The 20,217-nt window shown below is 71.6% G+C and carries 17 protein-coding genes; 11 read left to right on the top strand and 6 right to left on the bottom strand.

All coding sequences use genetic code 11. From position 1 onward, the window contains the following. From OHS82_RS27035 to OHS82_RS27025, 3 genes are all read left to right on the top strand, one after another. On the top strand, positions 1-918 hold the full coding sequence (locus OHS82_RS27035; RefSeq protein WP_057574569.1) for a sugar phosphate isomerase/epimerase family protein: 918 nt from the start codon (positions 1-3) through the stop codon (positions 916-918). Positions 919-1,150: 232 nt separating this feature from the next. Then, a complete protein-coding gene (locus tag OHS82_RS27030) occupies positions 1,151-1,984 on the top strand; it encodes a helix-turn-helix domain-containing protein (RefSeq protein WP_328436112.1) in 834 nt (277 codons plus the stop codon). 497 nt (positions 1,985-2,481) lie between these two features. Next, the gene (locus OHS82_RS27025) at positions 2,482-2,682 is read left to right on the top strand and encodes a helix-turn-helix transcriptional regulator (protein ID WP_057574567.1); all 201 of its coding nucleotides are present in this window, start codon (positions 2,482-2,484) and stop codon (positions 2,680-2,682) included. Positions 2,683-2,776: 94 nt separating this feature from the next. On the opposite strand, the gene OHS82_RS27020 is transcribed toward OHS82_RS27025, so the two are convergent. Continuing rightward, complete coding sequence (locus OHS82_RS27020; protein ID WP_328434698.1) at positions 2,777-3,820, bottom strand: zinc-dependent alcohol dehydrogenase family protein; 1,044 nt, start codon at positions 3,818-3,820, stop codon at positions 2,777-2,779. 266 nt (positions 3,821-4,086) lie between these two features. Here OHS82_RS27020 and OHS82_RS27015 point away from each other — a divergent pair, with 266 nt between their 5' ends. Then, positions 4,087-4,326, top strand: coding sequence for a heavy-metal-associated domain-containing protein (locus tag OHS82_RS27015; RefSeq protein WP_057574565.1), 240 nt, complete (start codon positions 4,087-4,089; stop codon positions 4,324-4,326). Positions 4,327-4,418: 92 nt separating this feature from the next. Next, on the top strand, positions 4,419-6,662 hold the full coding sequence (locus tag OHS82_RS27010) for a heavy metal translocating P-type ATPase (RefSeq protein WP_057574564.1): 2,244 nt from the start codon (positions 4,419-4,421) through the stop codon (positions 6,660-6,662). 857 nt (positions 6,663-7,519) lie between these two features. Here the strand turns inward: OHS82_RS27010 and OHS82_RS27005 are convergent. The 3 genes from OHS82_RS27005 to OHS82_RS26995 all read right to left on the bottom strand — a co-directional run bounded on the left by OHS82_RS27005 (position 7,520) and on the right by OHS82_RS26995 (position 11,692). After that, positions 7,520-8,809, bottom strand: coding sequence for a citrate synthase (locus OHS82_RS27005; RefSeq protein WP_057574563.1), 1,290 nt, complete (start codon positions 8,807-8,809; stop codon positions 7,520-7,522). A 240-nt stretch (positions 8,810-9,049) separates the two neighbouring features. Beyond that, positions 9,050-11,311, bottom strand: a complete 2,262-nt coding sequence (gene recD2, locus OHS82_RS27000; RefSeq protein WP_328434697.1) for an SF1B family DNA helicase RecD2 — start codon at positions 11,309-11,311, stop codon at positions 9,050-9,052. Positions 11,312-11,365: 54 nt separating this feature from the next. Further along, positions 11,366-11,692, bottom strand: coding sequence for a hypothetical protein (locus OHS82_RS26995; RefSeq protein WP_057574561.1), 327 nt, complete (start codon positions 11,690-11,692; stop codon positions 11,366-11,368). Between the two features lie 271 nt (positions 11,693-11,963). Between OHS82_RS26995 and OHS82_RS26990 the strand changes: the two genes are divergently transcribed. The 6 genes from OHS82_RS26990 (at position 11,964) to OHS82_RS26965 (ending at position 19,516) form a co-directional block, all read left to right on the top strand. Next, positions 11,964-12,980: a LacI family DNA-binding transcriptional regulator gene (locus tag OHS82_RS26990; RefSeq protein WP_057574560.1), complete on the top strand. Its 1,017-nt coding sequence runs from the start codon at positions 11,964-11,966 to the stop codon at positions 12,978-12,980. Beyond that, the gene (locus tag OHS82_RS26985) at positions 12,977-14,575 is read left to right on the top strand and encodes a sugar ABC transporter ATP-binding protein (RefSeq protein WP_328434696.1); all 1,599 of its coding nucleotides are present in this window, start codon (positions 12,977-12,979) and stop codon (positions 14,573-14,575) included. The genes OHS82_RS26990 and OHS82_RS26985 overlap by 4 nt, the downstream gene beginning before the upstream one ends. Next, positions 14,565-16,520 carry an ABC transporter permease/substrate-binding protein gene (locus OHS82_RS26980; RefSeq protein WP_057574558.1) on the top strand — a complete coding sequence of 652 codons (1,956 nt, stop codon included), beginning with the start codon at positions 14,565-14,567 and terminating at the stop codon, positions 16,518-16,520. The genes OHS82_RS26985 and OHS82_RS26980 overlap by 11 nt, the downstream gene beginning before the upstream one ends. Positions 16,521-16,601: 81 nt before the next feature. After that, positions 16,602-17,531, top strand: coding sequence for a ribokinase (locus OHS82_RS26975; protein WP_057574557.1), 930 nt, complete (start codon positions 16,602-16,604; stop codon positions 17,529-17,531). After that, positions 17,528-17,917, top strand: a complete 390-nt coding sequence (gene rbsD, locus OHS82_RS26970; protein WP_057574556.1) for a D-ribose pyranase — start codon at positions 17,528-17,530, stop codon at positions 17,915-17,917. Before OHS82_RS26975 ends, rbsD begins: the two co-directional genes overlap by 4 nt. Positions 17,918-18,304: 387 nt before the next feature. Further along, positions 18,305-19,516, top strand: a complete 1,212-nt coding sequence (locus tag OHS82_RS26965) for an esterase/lipase family protein (protein ID WP_057574555.1) — start codon at positions 18,305-18,307, stop codon at positions 19,514-19,516. An 89-nt stretch (positions 19,517-19,605) separates the two neighbouring features. Here the strand turns inward: OHS82_RS26965 and OHS82_RS26960 are convergent, their stop codons facing one another. Together OHS82_RS26960 and OHS82_RS26955 are read right to left on the bottom strand one after the other, a co-directional pair. Next, entirely contained in the window at positions 19,606-19,878 is a 273-nt protein-coding gene (locus OHS82_RS26960; protein ID WP_328434695.1) for a GntR family transcriptional regulator, read from the bottom strand. Positions 19,879-19,897: 19 nt separating this feature from the next. Continuing rightward, positions 19,898-20,182 carry a GntR family transcriptional regulator gene (locus OHS82_RS26955; protein WP_057574553.1) on the bottom strand — a complete coding sequence of 95 codons (285 nt, stop codon included), beginning with the start codon at positions 20,180-20,182 and terminating at the stop codon, positions 19,898-19,900. Between the last annotated feature and the right edge of the window lie 35 nt (positions 20,183-20,217).

Genomic DNA, 20,217 nt, shown 5'->3' with positions numbered 1-20,217 from the left:
ATGACGTCGTTGTCACCTCAGTCCTCACTTTCCCGCATCCGGATCGGATCGGCCCCCGACAGCTGGGGCGTCTGGTTCCCGGACGATCCCGCCCAGGTCCCGTGGCAGCGCTTCCTCGACGAGGTGGCGCAGTCCGGCTACGAGTGGATCGAGCTCGGCCCCTACGGGTACCTGCCGACCGACCCCGCCGTCCTCACCGAGGAGACGTCCAGGCGTGGCCTGAAGGTCTCGGCCGGCACGGTCTTCACCGGCCTGCACCACGGCGAGGCCGTGTGGGAGAAGACCTGGGCGCACGTCGCCGACAACGCGGTGCTCGCGCAGGCGATGGGCGCGAGGCACCTGGTCGTCATCCCGTCCTTCTGGCGGGACGACAAGACCGGCGAGGTGCTGGAGTCCGACACGCTCACGCCCGAGCAGTGGCGCAACCTGACCACGCTGACCGAGCGGCTCGGGCGGGAGGTGCGGGAGCGCTACGGCCTGCAGATCGTCGTCCACCCGCACGCCGACACCCACGTCGACAGCGAGGAGAACGTCGCCCGGTTCCTGGACGGCACCGACTCCGACCTGGTGTCGCTGTGCCTGGACACCGGCCACTACGCCTACTGCGGCGGGGACAGCGTCAAGCTGATCGAGACGTACGGGGAGCGCATCGGCTACCTGCACCTCAAGCAGGTCGACCCGGAGATCCTGGCGGACGTGCGCGCCAAGGGGACCCCGTTCGGGCCGGCCGTGGCCCAGGGCGTCATGTGCGAGCCGCCCGCGGGCGTGCCGGCGCTGGGGCCCGTGCTGGAGGCCGCGCAGAAGCTGGACGTGGACCTGTTCGCGATCGTCGAGCAGGACATGTACCCGTGCGCCCCGGACACCCCGCTGCCGATCGCGCAGCGTACGCGGGCGTTCCTGCGGAGCTGCGGGGCCTGAGGCCGGGTCCGCGCGACCCGCCGGGGTCAGGGCGGATCAGAGCGGATCAGGGCGGGCCTGCGGCACCCCTGGCGGTGCCGCGCGCCCTGGAGCAACATAAGCGCCCATGGCTGTACGGGCGGTACACACCCGGTCCGGGCAAGGGCCGGGCGGGTCCTGGGAGTTCGTCACCGCGGTTCCTCATCCACGGCTGCGGCCGGGGGTGATGAGCTATCGCGGGATCCGGCTCGCGATGCCCCGGCCCCGGCGGCGCCTCGAGGCGCCCATCGGGGCCTCCACCCTGCTGCTGGGGTTCGACGAGCCGGTGCGCATCTGGCGGGCGGGGCAGGAGCCGGAGACCCGCGCCTGCGTGTACTGCGGTCCCACCACCACCCCCGCCGTCGGGGAGCACTGCGGACGGTTCTCGGGCGTCGAGGTGCTGCTGACGCCGTGGGCCGCGTTCGCCCTGTTCGGCACACCGCAGCACGAGCTCGTCAACCGCACGGTCGATCCGGACGAGCTGCCGCACAGTCTCGGCTCGCCCCTCGGCGAACTCACCGCCGCCCTGGCCGCGCTGCCGTGCTGGGAGCGGCGGTTCGCGCTGCTCGACGACACGTTCGACCGCTGGCGGCAGGCGGCCATGCCGGGTTCGGAGCGGGTGGCGCGGGCCTGGTCGCTGCTGGTGCGCACGGACGGCGCGCTGCCGGTCCCCCGGCTGGCCGAGGAGGTCGGCTGGAGCGTACGGCAGCTGGAGAGCCGCTTCCGCGAGCAGATCGGGCTGGGCCCGAAGGCGGCGGCCCGCGTGCTGCGGCTGCAACGGGCCCGGCGGCTGCTCGCCGAGGGACGGAGCGCGGCGGAGACGGCGGCGCTGTGCGGTTTCTACGACCAGGCCCATCTCAGCGGCGAGTTCAAGGCGATGACAGGGTGCACGCCGAGGCAGTTCGCGCAGGCCAGGAGGCTGCCGGAACCGGCGTCACCGGGCGCGGACCGGATCAGCGGCGAGGCGACCAGCCTGCTGCTGCCGACGTCGGCCGGCAATTGGTCCGGACCGGATGCGCATTTTTCCAAGACCGGACGCATTGGCTGAATACAGGCTGGGGTCCTGCCAGTTGAATCCGGTCGTTCCGGTCGAACCGGCCGATCAGACCCATGCGGTTGCTCCGGCCCATGCGGTGGATCCGGCCGGTCCGGCCGACGGGGACGTGCCGGGGGGACGGCGGGGAACGGGGCCGGGCCGGGCCTGTCGCAGCGGGCCCGGCCCGTCTCCTGTCGCCCACGCGGGCCGCCCCGGCGACTGACCCGCCGGCCGGCCCGGCGAGCAGCCGTGCGGCCGGCCCGGCGAGCGGCGGGCGCCCCCTCGCAGGCCCCAAGCGCGGCATTGCGTCACTCGTGTCACAAACACCCCCTTCCTGTCACACATGTCGCGTATACGCGGGTCTTGTGTCACACACGGTCAACAGCAGCCTCCGCTCGGCAACAGCACCTCGTTCACGGGGCACAGGCTCGTTGATCGCCAGCGCAGCGCCGGGCTCCCCCGGGCGGCCTCCCGGCCGCCGCCCCGCGCGCGCAGGGAAGGTGCGGCTCATGACCGACCGAAGGCTCTGGTCCTACAAGGAGATCGCGGCGCACATCAGGGTGCAGCCGGACACCGTGCGGTCCTACCGCAAACACGGACTGCTGCCCCCGCCCGACCAGGTCGAGCGCGGCAAGCCCTACTGGTACGCCGACACCGTCCGCGCCTGGGTCGCCTCCCGCCCGGGCAACCGCGGCCGCAGGCGGGACTGACGCCCGGGGGAAACCCGACGTCGCCCCGTGCCCCGCCCGTCCCGTGGGGCACGGCGCCTTCCGGACGCCGCCGGACGTCCGCTCAGGTCCACGCTCAGGTCCACGGCTCGACGACGGTCATTCCCGCGCCCGGGCTCGCCCCCAACGCCGCCAGCGCCGCCGGAGCGGCGTCGAGCGTGATGATGGACGTCACCAGCAGGTCGGGACGCAGCACGCCCGACCGGACCAGCTCCAGCAGCTCCGGGTAGGCGTGCGCCGCCATGCCGTGGCTGCCCAGGATCTCCAGCTCCAGGGCGACGGCACGGGCCAGCGGCACCGACGTCATGCCGTCCGCGGAGGGCAGCAGGCCGACCTGGACGTGACGGCCGCGGCGGCGCAGGCCGTTGACGGAGGCGGCGCAGACCGCCGGGGAGCCGAGGGCGTCGAGGGAGAGGTGCGCGCCGCCGCCGGTCAGCTCACGGACCGCCTCGGCCGTGTCCGGCACGCCGGTCGCGTCCACGCACTCCGCCGCGCCGAACGTCCGCGCCAGCTCCAGGGCCTGCGGGGACACGTCCACCGCCACCACCCGCGCGCCGCTCGCCGCCGCGATCATCACCGCCGACAGGCCCACCCCTCCGCAGCCGTGCACCGCCACCCACTCCCCGGCCGCGACCCGCCCCTGCTGCACGACCGCACGGAACGCGGTGGCGAACCGGCAGCCGAGGGAGGCGGCCGTCGCGAACGACAGGTCGTCGGGGATCACGACCAGGTTCACGTCGGCGTGGTCCAGGGCCACGTACTGGGCGTAGGAGCCCCAGTGCGTGAAGCCGGGCTGGGTCTGGCGCTCGCACACCTGGTGGTGGCCGGCCGCGCAGGACGGGCAGCTGCCGCAGCCGCACACGAAGGGGACGGTGACCCGGTCGCCGGGCCGTCGGAGGGTGACCAGCTCGCCGACCTGCTCGACGACGCCGGCGAGTTCGTGACCCGGCACGTGCGGCAGGACGATGTCCGGGTCGTGGCCCATCCAGCCGTGCCAGTCGCTGCGGCACAGGCCGGTGGCCTCCACCCGGACGACCACTCCGTGAGGGGCGGGCCGGGGGTCGGGCACCTCACGCACCTCGGCCGGTTCGCCGTACCGCTCGAAGACCACCGCTCGCATCCGCGCTCCCGTCGCCGTTCCCGTTCCCGTCGCCGTCTCGCCGGCGGGTACATCGTCGCCGGACGGCCGGCGCGGCGCGCACTCGGGTGGCGTCCGTGCCGCCGGGAGCCTCCGACCGGCGGCACGCCGGACCGCGCAAGTGCGTGGGCGGCACCGGCGGCGCGGCGGCGGGCTTCCTTTGGTAAATACCCCCTAGGGGTATACTCTCGACAACGGCGGGCCCTGGCGACGCCGCCCGCCCCAGCCGCCTCTGCGAGGAGAACGACATGACCGCTGCAACCGATACCCCGGGCTCCGTCACCACCGTCTACAAGGTGAGCGGCATGAGCTGCGGCCACTGCGAGGGCGCCGTCTCCGGCGAGCTCTCGGAGCTCACCGGAGTCACCTCGGTGAAGGCCGTCGCCTCGACCGGCGAGGTCACGGTCGTCTCCGCCGCCCCGCTCGACGAGGAGGCCGTGCGCGCCGCGGTCGACGAGGCCGGCTTCGAGCTGGCCGGCCGGGCCTGAGCACCGATTCCCCATCCCGAGGCATCCACCGGGCCGTGCCGACCAGCTGATACTGGTTCCGTACGGCCCGGTCCGTTTCCTGGAGTACGGACATGACCAGCACCGCCACCTCCGCCGAGTCCGCGATAGCCGCTCCCCCTTCCGAGGTCGAGCTGCTCATCGGCGGCATGACCTGCGCCTCCTGCGCGGCACGCGTGGAGAAGAAGCTCAACCGCATGGACGGCGTCACCGCCACGGTCAACTACGCGACCGAGAAGGCGCGGGTCAGCTATCCGGCCGGCGTCGAGGTCGCCGACCTGATCGCGACCGTGGTGAAGACCGGGTACACGGCCGAGGAACCCGCGCCCGAGCCGCCCCCGCAGGACGCCGGCGACGCGCCGCGGGACCCCGAGCTGACGGCCCTGCGTCACCGCCTCCTCGTCAGCGCCCTGCTCGCCGCCCCCGTCGTCCTGCTCGCGATGGTCCCGTCCTTCCAGTTCGACAACTGGCAATGGCTCTCGCTGACGCTCGCCGCCCCGGCGGTGGTCTGGGGCGGCGCACCGCTGCACAAGGCGGCCTGGACGAACCTGCGGCACGGTGCGGCCACCATGGACACCCTGGTCTCCGTCGGCACGCTGGCCGCCCTCGGCTGGTCGTTGTGGGCGCTGTTCTTCGGCGACGCGGGGATGCCCGGCATGCGGCACCCCTTCGAGCTCACCGTCTCGCGCTCCGAGGGCGCCTCGACGATCTACCTCGAGGTCGCCGCCGGCGTCACCGCCTTCATCCTGCTCGGCCGCTATCTCGAGGCCCGCTCCAAGCGGCGTGCGGGAGCCGCTCTGCGGGCGCTGATGGAGCTGGGCGCGAAGGAGGTCGCCGTGCTGCGCGACGGGCGCGAGGTGCGGATCCCCGTCGACCGGCTGGCGGTAGGGGACCTGTTCGTCGTGCGGCCCGGGGAGAAGGTCGCCACCGACGGCACCGTCGTGCAGGGCACGTCCGCCGTGGACGCCTCGATGCTGACCGGTGAGTCCGTGCCGGTGGACGTCGCGCCGGGGGACGCCGTGACCGGGGCCACCGTGAACGCCGGCGGCCGGCTGGTCGTCGAGGCGACCCGGATCGGCGCGGACACCCGGCTCGCCCGCATGGCGCAGCTGGTGGAGGAGGCCCAGACCGGCAAGGCCGAGGTGCAGCGGCTGGCCGACCGGATCTCCGGCGTCTTCGTGCCGGCGGTGCTGCTGATCGCGCTCGCCTGCTTCGGGGGCTGGCTCCTGGCGACGGGCGACACGGTCGCCGCGTTCACGGCGGCCGTCGCCGTGCTGATCATCGCCTGCCCGTGTGCGCTGGGGCTCGCCACGCCCACCGCGCTCATGGTGGGCACCGGGCGCGGCGCGCAGCTCGGCATCCTCATCAAGGGCCCGGAGGTGCTGGAGTCCACGCGCCGTGTCGACACCGTCGTCCTCGACAAGACCGGCACCGTCACCACCGGGCGGATGACCCTCCAGGACGTGCGGGTCGCCGACGGCGTGGACGAGCGGCTGCTGCTGCGGCTCGCGGGCGCCCTCGAGCACGCCTCGGAGCACCCGGTCGCCCGGGCGGTGGCCGCGGGCGCCGAGGAACGCGTCGGCGAGCTGCCGGCGGCCGAACGGTTCGAGAACGTGCCCGGCCGGGGTGTGCGCGGGCTGGTGGAGGGCCGCGAGGTGGCCGTGGGGCGCCTCTTCGCGTCCCTGCCCGAGGAGTTGGCCCGCGCCAGGGACGAGGCCGAGCGGGACGGCATGACGGCCGTCGTCGCCGGATGGGACGGCGTGGCGCGCGGGGTGCTCGCGGTCGCCGACGCGGTCAGGGAGACCAGCGCCGAGGCGGTGCGGGAGCTGCGGGCCCTGGGTCTCACGCCCGTGCTGCTGACCGGGGACAACCGGACGGTCGCGGAGGCGGTCGCCGCGGCCGTCGGGATCGACCGGGTCGTCGCCGAGGTGCTGCCGGAGGACAAGGTCGACGTCGTGCGGCGACTGCAGGACGAGGGGCGGGTCGTCGCCATGGTCGGGGACGGGGTCAACGACGCGGCCGCGCTCGCCACCGCCGACCTGGGACTGGCCATGGGGACGGGCACCGACGCGGCGATCGAGGCGAGCGACCTGACGCTGGTGCGCGGCGACCTGCGGGTGGCCGCGGACGCGATCCGGCTGTCCCGGCGGACGCTCGCCACGATCAAGGGGAACCTGGTGTGGGCCTTCGGCTACAACGTGGCGGCGCTGCCGCTGGCCGCGGCGGGCCTGCTGAACCCGATGATCGCGGGGGCGGCGATGGCGTTCTCGTCGGTGTTCGTCGTCACCAACAGCCTGCGGCTGCGCGCCTTCAGGTGAGGACCGGACCGTACCGCCGAGTAGGCCCAGGCCTTTCGACAAGACCCCTGGAGTCCTGCCCGTACCTCACATAAGCTCTTCACAAGGCTCGCGCATCATCCTTACGCTTGGGCCTCGATCGCCGTATCCGTTCTCTTGCGCATCTAACGGACATATGCAAGAGACACAGATCACAGTGATGCGAACGAAACCATCGAAGGGCTTCGAAGGTCTAAGTTGACGATGTCAGGAAGCGTCTTGGGGGGCGTGCCCTGACGTCTGGGGATGTCTTGGGGGACTTCCTCAGAGATGCGTTGCCGGGGCACGCACACCGGGAAGCTTTGAGCGGCCCTCCCAGCGTGCGCTGTCCCGGCAGACCGCACACTGCGGTAGTACGAGCAGTTCTGCTCGTTCTGCTCAACCGCAGGCACAACAACCGCACATCGTAACGAAAACAGCGAATTCAGGCGCTGTCCTCACAACGCCCGGCCGGATCCCGTGGGGGGAATCCGCACCGGGACATGGGAAGGCGCCCTGGTCGTCGGCCCGTGGGGGGACTGGCGCCGGGGCGCCTTCCGTATGCCCGCACGCAAGAACTCCGGCCGCGGGCAAGGACAGCCCTCCGACCGCGGCCCACCATCCCCACCCAAGGCGCGCGCGAGCACCTCTCGATCGCGGTCGACCGTCCCCGCCCGAGGCGCGCGGGGAACTGCGCGACCAGCCCCCAGCCACCCGCACCGGACAACGCGCCCACGTAGCGCCCGGAGTCCCGGCCCCGGACACACGACTGCCCGGGACAAGGCCCCGGGCAGTCGACGTTCAGGACATCACAAGCGACGAGGGGCACCCGGTAGAGACCCGGCCCCCCGCCGGAGGCGCTAGCGCTGCTCGACGGGAACGAAGTCGCGCTCGACCACGCCGGTGTAGATCTGGCGCGGGCGGCCGATGCGGGAACCCGGCTCCTTGATCATCTCGTGCCACTGGGCGATCCAGCCCGGGAGGCGGCCGAGGGCGAAGAGGACCGTGAACATCTCGGTCGGGAAGCCCATGGCCCGGTAGATCAGGCCGGTGTAGAAGTCGACGTTGGGGTAGAGGTTGCGCGAGACGAAGTAGTCGTCGGAGAGCGCGTGCTCCTCCAGCTTCAGGGCGATGTCCAGCAGCTCGTCGGACTTGCCGAGGGCGGAGAGGACGTCGTGCGCGGCCGCCTTGATGATCTTGGCGCGCGGGTCGAAGGACTTGTACACCCGGTGGCCGAAGCCCATCAGGCGGACGCCGTCCTCCTTGTTCTTCACCTTGCGGATGAAGGAGTCGACGTCGCCGCCGTTGGCCTGGATGCCTTCGAGCATCTCCAGCACGGACTGGTTGGCGCCGCCGTGCAGCGGGCCCCACAGGGCGGAGATGCCGGCCGAGATCGACGCGAACATGTTGGCCTGCGACGAACCGACCAGGCGGACCGTGGACGTGGAGCAGTTCTGCTCGTGGTCCGCGTGCAGGATCAGCAGCTTGTCGAGCGCGGAGACGACGACCGGGTCGAGCTCGTACTCCTGGGCGGGCACGGAGAACGTCATGCGCAGGAAGTTCTCGACGTAGCCGAGGTCGTTGCGCGGGTAGACGAACGGGTGACCGATCGACTTCTTGTAGGCGTACGCGGCGATCGTCGGAAGCTTGGCGAGCAGCCGGATGGTGGAGAGGTTGCGCTGCTTCTCGTCGAACGGGTTGTGGCTGTCCTGGTAGAACGTCGACAGCGCGGAGACCACGGACGACAGCATGGCCATCGGGTGCGCGTCGCGCGGGAAGCCGCGGTAGAAGTTCTTGACGTCCTCGTGCAGCAGGGTGTGCTGCGTGATGTCGCTCTTGAAGACGGAGAGCTCGTCGACGGTCGGCAGCTCACCGTTGATCAGGAGGTACGCGACCTCGAGGAAGGTCGACCGCTCGGCCAGCTGCTCGATCGGGTAGCCGCGGTACCGGAGGATGCCCTGCTCGCCGTCGAGGTAGGTGATGGCGGATTTATAGGCGGCGGTGTTGCCGTAGCCGCTGTCCAGGGTCACCAGACCGGTCTGGGCGCGGAGCTTCCCGATGTCGAAGCCCATGTCGCCGACGGTGCTGTCGATCACCGGGTAGGTGTACTCGCCGTCGCCGTACCGCAGTACTACAGAGTTGTCGCTCACGTCATCCCTCACCGACGTTGTGCCTCTTCTTCGAGGTTGCCCTGACTGTCTCTACCATCCCCCATTTGGCGCACGAGAGTGCACTCGGGGTCGACCATTGGGCTTATCGACGGCACTCAGTGCCGCCAACTAGCTCATCCTGCCGCCTTGGTCACGGTTGGGGAAGTGCTCTGTGACCTTCGTGACTCATTTGATCGATCATTTTTCCCCTGCCTCCGCGCCGCCCCCGGAGCGCTCAGGTCACCGGCCCGCGAGCCGGAAGTCCAGAGCCGTGCAGCGCCGGCCCGCCGAGACCGTGCGCACCGCCTGGCCGATCGCCTTGCGGGAGCCGACGAGGACGACCAGCTTTTTCGCGCGGGTGACGGCCGTATACAGAAGATTCCGTTGCAGCATCATCCATGCTCCGGTGGTGACGGGGATCACCACCGCGGGATATTCACTTCCCTGGGAACGGTGGATGGTCACCGCGTACGCATGAGCCAGCTCGTCCAGCTCGTCGAACTCGTACGGAACCTCCTCGTCCTCGTCGGTCAGCACCGTGAGCCGCTGGTCGACCAGGTCGAGCGAGGTCACCACGCCCACGGTGCCGTTGAAGACACCGTTCTCCCCCTTGTCGTAATTGTTGCGGATCTGGGTGACCTTGTCGCCGACGCGGAAGACCCGGCCGCCGAAGCGCTTCTCGGGCACGTCGGGGCGGCCTGGCGTGACGGCCTGCTGGAGAAGACCGTTGAGGGCGCCGGCGCCGGCCGGACCGCGGTGCATGGGCGCCAGCACCTGCACGTCCCGGCGCGGGTCCAGGCCGAACTTGGCCGGGATGCGCCGGGCCGCCACGTCCACCGTGAGGCGGCCGGTCTCCTCGGTGTCGTCCTCGACGAAGAGGAAGAAGTCCTTCATGCCGTCGGTGACCGGGTGCTGCCCGGCGTTGATCCGGTGCGCGTTGGTCACCACGCCCGACTGCTGCGCCTGGCGGAACACGCGCGTGAGCCGCACCGCCGGGACCGGGCTGTCGTCGGCCAGCAGATCGCGCAGCACCTCTCCCGCGCCGACGCTTGGCAGCTGGTCGACGTCCCCGACGAAGAGCAGGTGCGCGCCCGGCGGCACGGCTTTGACCAGCTTGTTGGCGAGGAGCAGATCCAGCATCGACGCCTCGTCGACGACCACCAGGTCGGCGTCCAGCGGACGGTCGCGGTCGTAGGCCGCGTCACCGCCGGGCTTGAGCTCCAGCAGGCGGTGGACGGTGGACGCCTCCGCGCCGGTCAGCTCGGCGAGCCGCTTGGCGGCCCGGCCGGTGGGCGCCGCCAGCACGACCTTCGCCTTCCTCGCGCGGGCCAGCTCCACGATCGAGCGGACGGTGAAGGACTTGCCGCAGCCCGGGCCGCCGGTCAGCACGGCCACCCTCTCGGTCAACGCCAGCTTGACGGCCGCCTCCTGCTCGGGCGCGAGCTCCACGCGCGTACGGGACTTCAGCCACGCCAGCGCCTTGTCCCAGGACACGTCACGGAAGGCCGGCATCCGGTCCTCGTCGGTGCGCAGCAGCCGCAACAGCTGGGCGGAGAGGGAGAGTTCGGCCCGGTGGAAGGGGACGAGCCAGACGGCCGTGACGGGTTCCGCCACGCCGTCCGGGCCTGGGACCCGCTCCCGGACGACGCCCGGGTCCTCGCCTTCCTCCGTGGGTTCCGCGAGGGCGGCGAGGCATTCGATGACGAGGCCGGTGTCGACCTGGAGCAGCTTGACCGCGTCGGCGATCAGCCGTTCCTCGGGGAGGTAGCAGTGACCCTGGTCGGTGGCCTGGGACAGCGCGTACTGGAGGCCCGCCTTGACCCGCTCGGGGCTGTCGTGCGGGATGCCCACGGACTGGGCGATCTTGTCGGCGGTGAGGAAGCCGATGCCCCAGACGTCGGCGGCGAGCCGGTAGGGCTGGTTCTTCACCACGGAGATCGAGGCGTCGCCGTACTTCTTGTAGATGCGGACCGCGATGGACGTGGACACCTCGACGGTCTGCAGGAAGAGCATGACCTCCTTGATCGCCTTCTGTTCCTCCCAGGCGTCGGCGATCTTCCTGGTGCGCTTGGGGCCGAGGCCGGGGACCTCGACGAGCCGCTTCGGCTCCTCCTCGATGATCTTCAGGGTGTCTACGCCGAAGTGCCGGGTGATGCGGTCGGCGAATACCGGACCGATGCCCTTGACCAGGCCCGACCCCAGATAGCGGCGGATGCCCTGGACGGTGGCGGGCAGCACGGTCGTGTAGTTCTCGACGGTGAACTGCTTGCCGTACTGCGGGTGGGAGCCCCAACGGCCCTCCATGCGCAGGGACTCGCCGACCTGGGCGCCGAGGAGCGCGCCCACGACCGTGAGGAGGTCGCCCGCGCCCCGGCCGGTGTCGACGCGGGCGACCGTGTAGCCGTTCTCCTCGTTGGCGTACGTGATGCGCTCGAGCACGCCTTCGAGCGTGGCCGTCCGCCGCTCGCCCGCCGCCTGGGCGGCCCCCGTCTGTTGGGACATGAACCGACCGTACCGCCCGGCACCGACAGGCCGGTCCGGGTCGTCCGGGGCGGTTCAGTTCTGCGTGATCGTCACACAGGTGCCGACGACGTAACCGGTCACGCCGCTCCTGGTGACCTTCACCCAACGCTTGCTGACGATGCCGCACTTCTCGTACGAGGAGTTCGCGTAGTACATCGTGCAGTCCGCCGGCGCGCTCTGACCCTTGTTGAGCTGGGCGAGGGCCGTGCCGCCGGTGCTTTTCGTGGCCCGGATGACGACCGTCTCGTCGGCCTTGGCCGTGCAGCCCGCCGCGGCCGCGGGGGCCGCGACGACGACGGTGGTGCCGAGTCCCAGGGCCGCGGCCCCGATCGTCGCTGCGAGTATCCGACCTGCGCGCATGTCCACTACTCCCCTGTCGGCTGGCGCGGGCATGTCACCCGCGACGGACAGGGGGCAGCCTAGGACAGGCCCCGGACGCGGCAGGCGTCCCCCGAGGGGGCGCACATCACGATCCGGTTGCGGGATGGGGCGGAGGGGTTGATTCCGGCTCGTGTAATCGATTTCATTCCTCCGTACGCGTCGATGTAATCGATTCCATGCAGGGATCACACGCACCGATTCCCCGACGCGTCCCGTACCCGAACCGAGTCCACGAGGAGGTGGCACGGCGATGGCGAGCATCAAGGACGTCGCTGCCGAGGCGGGGGTCTCCGTCGCCACGGTGTCCCGCGTCCTGAACGACCATCCGTCGGTCAGCGCGGACGCACGCACGCGCGTGCTGGCCGCCGTGCAGACGCTGGGCTACCGCCCGAACGCCGTGGCCCGGTCGCTGCGCACCGACCAGACCCACACCCTCGGCCTGGTCATCAGCGACGTGATGAACCCCTACTTCACCGAACTGGCCCGCTCCGTCGAGGAGGCGGCCCGCGCGCTCGGCTACAGCGTCATCATCGGCAACGCCGACGAGCGGCCCGACCTCCAGGACCACCATGTGCGCAACCTGCTGGACCGCCGCATCGACGGGCTCCTCGTCTCCCCCACCGACGGCGGCTCGCCGCTGATGCTGGACGCCGCGCGCGGGGGCACCCCGATGGTGTTCGTCGACCGGTGGATCCCGGGCGTCGACGTGCCCGTGGTGCGGGCGGACGGACGGGCCGCCGTGCGCGACCTCGTGGCGCATCTGCACGGGCTCGGACACCGGCGGCTCGCCATCATCGCGGGCCCGGCGGCCACCACCACCGGCAGCGAGCGCGTCGACGCGTTCCGGGCCGCCCTGGCCGAGTACGGCCTTCCCCTCCCCGACGCCTACATCGGTCAGGGCGACTTCCAGGCGGAGAGCGGGCGGCGGGTCACCGAGGGCTTCCTCGACCTGCCCGAGCCGCCCGAGGTCGTGTTCGCCGCCGACAACCTGATGGCGCTGGGCGCGCTGGACGCCGTACGCGCGCGGGGGCTGCGCGTTCCGGACGACCTGGCGCTCGCCGCGTTCGACGACATCCCGTGGTTCGTGCACACCGACCCGCCCGTCACCGCCATCGCCCAGCCGACCGGAGAGCTCGGTCGGGCCGCCGTGCGAGCGCTCGTCGACCGCATCGAGGGGCGGCCGCCCCGGTCCGTCACCTTCGCCGCCCGTCTCGTCGTACGCCGGTCGTGCGGCGAGTCCCCCGCAACGAACAGGAGCCAGACGTGAGCAACGCGGACGAGTTGCTGCGCATTGAGGGCATACGCAAGTCCTTCCCCGGGGTGGTCGCGCTCGACGGCGTCGACTTCGACCTGCGCCGGGGCGAGGTGCACGTGCTGCTCGGTGAGAACGGCGCGGGCAAGAGCACCCTCATCAAGATGCTCTCCGGCGCCTACACGCCCGACGCCGGGCGGATCCTGGCGGGCGGCGAGGAGGTGCGCATCCAGGGCGCGCAGGACTCCGAGCGCCTCGGGATCGCGACCATCTACCAGGAGTTCACTCTCGTACCCGATCTGACGGTCGCCGAGAACATCTTCCTGGGACGGCAGCCGCGCCGCTTCGGGATGATCGACCGGAAGAGGATGGAGGCGGACGCCGCCGTCCTGCTGGAGCGGGTCGGGGTGAACGTGTCGCCCCGCGCGCGGGTGCGCGAACTCGGCATCGCATGGCTGCAGATGGTGGAGATCGCCAAGGCGCTGAGCCTGGACGCCCGCGTGCTGATCATGGACGAGCCGACCGCCGTGCTGACCTCCGAGGAGGTCGAGAAGCTCTTCGGCATCGTGCGCAGGCTGCGCGAGGACGGCGTCGGCATCGTCTTCATCACGCATCACCTGGAGGAGATCGCCGCCCTCGGCGACCGGGTCACGGTCATCCGGGACGGGAGGTCGGTCGGCCAGGTGCCCGCCTCGACGCCCGAGGACGAGCTCGTCCGGCTCATGGTGGGCCGTTCCATCGAGCAGCAGTACCCGAGGCAGCGCGCCGGGACGGGGGCCGCGCTGCTGTCCGTCGAGGGCCTGACGCGGGACGGCGTCTTCCACGACGTCAGCTTCGAGGTGCACGCCGGTGAGGTCGTCGGCATCGCCGGGCTGGTCGGCGCGGGTCGTACCGAAGTGGTACGGGCCGTCTTCGGGGCGGACCCGTACGACCGGGGCGCCGTGCGGGTCGGGGGCGACCGGGTGCCCGGGCACGACGTGCCGGCCGCGATGGCCGCCGGGATCGGGCTCGTGCCCGAGGACCGCAAGGGCCAGGGGCTGGTGCTCGACCAGTCGGTCGAGGAGAACCTCGGGCTCGTGACCATGCGGGCCGCGACCCGTGGCGGGCTGGTGGACCTCAAGGGCCGGCACGAGGCGGCGGCGCGGATCGCCGAGCAGCTCGGCGTGCGGATGGCCGGGCTCGGCCAGCAGGTGCGCACCCTGTCCGGCGGCAACCAGCAGAAGGTCGTCATCGGCAAGTGGCTGCTGGCCGACACCAGGGTGCTGATCCTCGACGAGCCGACGCGCGGCATCGACGTCGGCGCGAAGGTCGAGATCTACCAGCTGATCAACGAGCTGACGGCGGCCGGCGCCGCCGTCCTGATGATCTCCAGCGATCTGCCCGAGGTGCTCGGCATGAGCGACCGGGTGCTGGTGATGGCCCAGGGCCGGATCGCCGGCGAGCTGTCGGCGCAGGACGCGAGCCAGGACACCGTGATGGCCCTGGCCGTGAGCAATCCCGGTAGCGCCCCCGGTGCCCCTGACACCCCTGACACCCCTGACACCCGTAGTACCCCTGACACCCCTGACACCCCTCCGACCACTGAAGTGGAGGCCGGCCGTGGCCGCTGACACGCATCTGAGCTCGACGGGCGCCGGCGGCGGCGCCGCGGCGGTCCGCCGTCTGCTGCTCGACAACGGCGCGCTCACCGCGCTGATCGTCCTCGTCATCGCCATGTCGGCGCTGTCGGGCGACTTCCTGACCACGGACAACCTGCTCAACGTGGGCGTCCAGGCGGCCGTGACCGCCATCCTCGCCTTCGGCGTGACCTTCGTGATCGTCGCGGCGGGCATCGACCTGTCGGTCGGCTCGGTGGCGGCGCTGTCGGCCACCGTGCTCGCCTGGAGTGCGACCCAGCACGGCGTGCCGGTGGTCCTGGCGGTGGTGCTGGCCGTCGCCACCGGCGTCGCGGCCGGTCTGGTGAACGGTTTCCTCATCGCGTACGGCAAGCTGCCGCCGTTCATCGCGACGCTCGCGATGCTCTCCGTGGCGCGCGGTCTGTCGCTGGTGATCTCCGAGGGCTCCCCGATCGCCTTCCCCGACTCGGTCTCGCACCTCGGCGACACGCTCGGCGGCTGGCTGCCGGCGCCGGTGCTCGTCATGATCGTGATGGGTCTGCTCGCGGCGTTCGTGCTCGGCCGCACGTACATCGGGCGTTCGATGTACGCGATCGGCGGCAACGAGGAGGCGGCCCGGCTGTCGGGTCTGCGGGTGAAGAAGCAGAAGCTCGCGATCTACGCGCTGTCCGGGGTGTTCGCGGCCGTGGCGGGCGTCGTGCTCGCCGCCCGGCTGTCCTCGGCGCAGCCGCAGGCCGCCGACGGCTACGAGCTGGACGCGATCGCCGCGGTCGTCATCGGCGGCGCCTCCCTCGCGGGCGGCACGGGCAAGGCCTCCGGCACCCTGATCGGCGCGCTGATCCTCGCGGTGCTGCGCAACGGCCTGAACCTGCTGTCGGTCTCCGCCTTCTGGCAGCAGGTCGTCATCGGCGTCGTCATCGCGCTGGCGGTGCTGCTGGACACCGTGCGCCGCAAGGCGGGGGCGACTCCGGTGGCGGCCGGGACCGGCTCGGGCGGGAGCAAGGGCCGGCAGGCGGCGACGTACGGACTCGCGGCGGTCGTCACCGTGGCGATCGTGGGCGCGACCTCGTTCCTGCACGGCGGCGGCTCGTCGACCGCGAACCCGCGGATCGGTCTGGCCCTGTCCACGCTGAACAACCCGTTCTTCGTGCAGATCCAGTCGGGCGCGAAGGCCGAGGCGAAGAAGCTGGGCGTCGACCTGACCGTCACCGACGCCCAGAACGACGCCTCGCAGCAGGCCAACCAGCTGCAGAACTTCACCAGTTCGGGCCTCGACTCGATCATCGTCAACCCGGTGGACTCGGACGCGGCGGGCAACTCGGTGAAGGCCGCCGACAAGGCGAAGATCCCGGTCATCGCGGTCGACCGGGGCGTCAACAAGGCCACGGTGGACGCGTTGGTCGCCTCCGACAACGTGGCGGGCGGCGAGCTGGCCGCGAGGACGGTCGCCGAGAAGCTCGGCGGCACCGGCAAGATCGTGATCCTCCAGGGCCAGGCCGGCACATCGGCGGCGCGGGAGCGGGCGGAGGGCTTCGCCAAGGGGCTGAAGGCCTACCCGGGCATCCAGGTGCTCGCCCAGCAGCCGGCCGACTTCGACCGCACCAAGGGGCTCGACGTGATGTCGAACCTGCTCCAGGCGCACCCGGACGTGCAGGGCGTCATCGCCGCCAACGACGAGATGGCGCTCGGCGCGATCAAGGCGCTCGGCGCGAAGGCCGGCACGTCGGTCCAGGTCGTCGGTTTCGACGGAACCCCGGACGGGCTGAAGGCCGTTGAACAGGGGACGCTGTACGCGTCCGTCGCGCAGCAGCCGTCGCAGCTGGGGAGGATCGCCGTGGACAACGCGGTGAAGGCGCTGCAGGGCAAGAAGGTCGAGGAGACGGTGAAGGTGCCGGTGAAGGTGGTCACGAAGGAGAACGTGGCCGGCTTCAGCGGCTGACATTCGGCGGGCGGGCGGCGGTCGCCCCGGGGACTTCTCCGGGGGCCGTCGCCCCGAGTCACGTATCAGGGGAGTCACTTCATGTACGACCACGACCTTCTGGTCGTAGGGTCGGCCAACGCCGACCTGGTGATCGGCGTCGAGCGCAGGCCCGCCGCCGGGGAGACGGTCCTCGGTTCCGACCTGGCCGTCCATCCCGGCGGCAAGGGCGCGAACCAGGCCGTCGCGGCCGCCCGGCTCGGCGCCCGTACGGCCCTGCTGGCCCGGGTCGGCGACGACGCCCACGGGCGGCTGCTGCTCGACTCCCAGCGGGCGGCCGGGGTCGACACGGCCGGCGTCCTCGCGGGCGGGGCTCCGACGGGCGTCGCGCTGATCACCGTGGACCCGTCGGGCGACAACAGCATCGTGGTGTCACCGGGAGCCAACGGGCACCTGACACCGGCGGACGTCCGCGCGGCGGCGGGTCTCGTCCACGCCTCACGGGTGGTGTCGGCGCAGCTGGAGATCCCGCTGGAGACGGTCGTGGAGGTGGTGCGGAACCTGGCGCCCGGCAGCCGGTTCGTGCTGAACCCGTCCCCGCCGCGCCCCCTGCCGGCCGAGGTGCTGGCAGCCTGCGACCCGCTGATCGTCAACGAGCACGAGGCGAAGGTCATCCTCGGCGAGGAGCTCCCCGGCGGGAAGCCCGAGGACTGGGCGCGGACCCTGCTCGCCAGGGGGCCGAAGTCGGTGGTGGTGACGCTGGGCGCGGAGGGCGCGCTGGTCGCCTCGTCCGATCAGGACGTCACGCGGGTGCCGTCGGTGCGGGTGGACGCCGTGGACACGACGGGTGCGGGCGACGCCTTCACGGCGGCGCTGGCGTGGCGGCTGGGCACGGGGTCCTCCCTGGCCGAGGCGGCGGCGTACGCGGCCCGGGTCGGGGCGGCGGCCGTGACCCGGCCAGGAGCGCAGGAGTCGTTCCCGACGGCGGACGAGGTCGCGGCGCTCACCTCCGGGGACGGGGAGGTCCGGTGAAGAAGGCCGGGATCCTCAACCGTCATCTCGCCGGGGCGCTGGCCGAGTTGGGGCACGGCGACGGGGTGCTGGTGTGCGACGCCGGCATGCCGATCCCGGACGGTCCCCGGGTCGTCGACCTGGCGTTCCGGGCGGGCGTGCCGTCGTTCGCGGAGGTGGTCGACGGGCTGCTGGACGAGCTGGTCGTGGAGGGGGCGACGGCGGCGGAGGAGGTCCGGGAGGCGAACCCGGCCGCGGCCGGACTGCTGGCGGGCCGCTTCCGGGCGCTGTCGTACGTCTCGCACGAGGAGCTGAAGGAGCTGTCGGCCGGAGCCCGGCTGGTGGTGCGCACGGGCGAGGCCCGGCCGTACGCGAACGTGCTGCTCCGGTGCGGGGTGTTCTTCTGAAATCCGTCCCCGGCGGCCCGCCGGCCGGCGGGAAAAGCTTCGAGGGGGTCTGGTCTGTCGACCAGGCCCCCTCGGCTTTTCCCCTCCGTACCAGAACCCCCGCGATCCCCCCGGATCCCCCTCCAGAAGCCCTGATGCCACATACGACACACGGTGGTGCGGAAGGGTTGCACGGCTTCCGGAAAATTTCTGGCAGCGCGTGCGACGCCCACAGCGGTGCGAACAGCGGAGCGAACAGAACAGGCCGAAGGCACATGCCAGACGCATCAAACACCTTCCGGGCTCATTGCATCACTTGTAATGAACCGCGCTGGTCAAACGGGTGATCCGGGCAAATCGCCCCCCATGATGTGGTCGTTCACCATCCCTCCCACAAGGAGCACGACCATGTCGGAGACAGCCGAGCCCAACGTCGGCGCGTTCACCCTCGGTGCCGCCGTCACCGCCGCACCCGCCAGCCCGGTCGCGGTACCGGACCACGAGGACTGGACCCTGCCGAACGGCTTCGCCTGGATCTTCCGGGGCGAGGGCAACACCACCCCCGGCAATCTCGTCCGTCCCGTGATCATGGCCGACGGCTTCAACCTCGGCCGCAGCGAGCTCGACAAGCTGTACCAGGGGCTGGAGGGCGGCTTCCCCTTCATCAGCGAACTGCGCCGACGCGGCAGGGACGTGATCCTGCTCGGGTTCGAGGAGCGCCACGCGTCGATCCTGGACAACGCGGAAGCCGCGGTGGCCGCGATCATGCGCGCCAACGCCGAGAAGCAGGGCGACGCACCCCTGGTCGTCGGCGGGTTCAGCATGGGCGGCATCGTCACCCGTTACGCGCTGGCCAAGCTCGAGACGCAGCGGATGCACCACCAGACCGCGCTGTACTTCTCGTACGACAGCCCGCACCGCGGCGCCTCCATCCCCATCGGCGTGCAGGCGTTCTCGTACTTCATCCCGTTCGCGAACGACTTCGCGAAGCAGATGGACAGCCCGGCGGCCCGTCAGATGCTGTGGCGGCACTACGACAAGGACACCGGGAAGATCGACGTCGCCCCGGAGCGCACCGAGTTCCTGGCCGCGCTCGACCGGGTGGGCGGCTGGCCGCGGATCCCGCGCACCCTCGCCATCGCCAACGGACGCGGCGACGGGATCGGCCTGCCGGACGTCGCGCCCGGTGACATCGCGCTGCGGATCGACCGGATCTACCCGGGCACCACCTTCTACACGCAGGCCCAGGGCGACGACGTGACGGTCGCCTACCTGAACCGGCGCTTCCCCCCGGCCGAGGACACCATCACCACCGACGGCTTCCCGGAGCTGGACGGCGCGCCTGGCGGCACCCTGCACACGTACAAGATCCTCGCCGACGCGATGGAGAAGCTCGGCGGCACGGTGGACCTGCGGCACGAGGAGGTCTGCTTCGTACCGTCGGTGAGCGCGGTCGCCATCCGTGACTTCGAGACGCAGGCGGACCTGTACGCAAAGGTCGACGAACTGTCCCCGGACGACAGCGAGCTGGACGAATTCGTCTGTTCGTCGGCGACCACGCCGCACACCGGGATCACCGAGGAGCTGTGCACCTGGCTGCTGGACCGCCTGCCCGACTGATCCGCCGCGTCACGCCCTGACGTCACCGGGGCCGCCCACCGCTCACACCGGCGGGGGCGGCCCCTTCGTCACTCCCGGAGCCGGCGGCACTAGGCAGGCGGCACGGGCGCCCCGGGCGCGGGCGGCAGGGGGTCGGAGACGAACGAACCCCGGGCTCGTACGGTCACCACCAGGCCTCTGTCCCGAAGGATGTCCAGAGCGCGGCGCACCGTGCCCGGACCGACCTTGTGCTCGTGCGTCATGGTCAGTTCACCCGGCAGCCTGGTGCCCGGCGGGTACTCACCGGAACGGATCTTCCGCTCGATGATCGCGGCGAGCTGTTCATAGACGTACTGCGGCGAATCTGGGCTGATCTTGTCCACCCGCTGACCGTACCAACCACTACTGGGCAGGCGGCGCGGGCGATTCGAGGGCGGGCGGCAGGGGGTCGGAGACGAACCAGCCGCGTTGTGGAACGGCGTACACCCAGCCTTCGTCCGCCAGCAGGCCGAGTCCTCGCCGCACGGTCGTCCGCGCAATGCCGTACCTCTGCACGAGCTGAGCTTCGCTCGGCAGCATCCGCCCGGGCTGCCAGTCGCCGCGTCGGATCTGCGCCCGCAGAATCTCGGCGAGCTGCCGGTACGGGGTCAGTGGCGCGCCATGGTCGATTTCAGCGTCGGGGTTCATGGAGTCGACGCTAGGCAACGGGCGTACTCCCCACA

This window comes from Streptomyces sp. NBC_00425 (assembly GCF_036030735.1).
In the GTDB taxonomy this organism is placed as follows: Bacteria; Actinomycetota; Actinomycetes; order Streptomycetales; family Streptomycetaceae; genus Streptomyces.
Note: the sequence above shows the minus strand (reverse complement) of the source record. Positions and strands in the feature narration are given on the sequence as shown.

Bases quoted from the DNA above. Each gene is read 5' to 3' on its own strand.
- OHS82_RS26965 (WP_057574555.1), top strand. From the start codon at position 18,305: ATGTCGGAGACAGCCGAGCCCAACGTCGGCGCGTTCACCCTCGGTGCC.
- OHS82_RS27020 (WP_328434698.1), bottom strand. From the start codon at position 3,820: ATGCGAGCGGTGGTCTTCGAGCGGTACGGCGAACCGGCCGAGGTGCGT.
- OHS82_RS26975 (WP_057574557.1), top strand. From the start codon at position 16,602: ATGTACGACCACGACCTTCTGGTCGTAGGGTCGGCCAACGCCGACCTG.
- OHS82_RS27035 (WP_057574569.1), top strand. From the start codon at position 1: ATGACGTCGTTGTCACCTCAGTCCTCACTTTCCCGCATCCGGATCGGA.
- OHS82_RS27030 (WP_328436112.1), top strand. From the start codon at position 1,151: ATGCCCCGGCCCCGGCGGCGCCTCGAGGCGCCCATCGGGGCCTCCACC.
- OHS82_RS26990 (WP_057574560.1), top strand. From the start codon at position 11,964: ATGGCGAGCATCAAGGACGTCGCTGCCGAGGCGGGGGTCTCCGTCGCC.
- OHS82_RS27010 (WP_057574564.1), top strand. From the start codon at position 4,419: ATGACCAGCACCGCCACCTCCGCCGAGTCCGCGATAGCCGCTCCCCCT.
- OHS82_RS26955 (WP_057574553.1), bottom strand. From the start codon at position 20,182: ATGAACCCCGACGCTGAAATCGACCATGGCGCGCCACTGACCCCGTAC.
- OHS82_RS27015 (WP_057574565.1), top strand. From the start codon at position 4,087: ATGACCGCTGCAACCGATACCCCGGGCTCCGTCACCACCGTCTACAAG.
- OHS82_RS27025 (WP_057574567.1), top strand. From the start codon at position 2,482: ATGACCGACCGAAGGCTCTGGTCCTACAAGGAGATCGCGGCGCACATC.
- recD2 (WP_328434697.1), bottom strand. From the start codon at position 11,311: ATGTCCCAACAGACGGGGGCCGCCCAGGCGGCGGGCGAGCGGCGGACG.
- OHS82_RS26995 (WP_057574561.1), bottom strand. From the start codon at position 11,692: ATGCGCGCAGGTCGGATACTCGCAGCGACGATCGGGGCCGCGGCCCTG.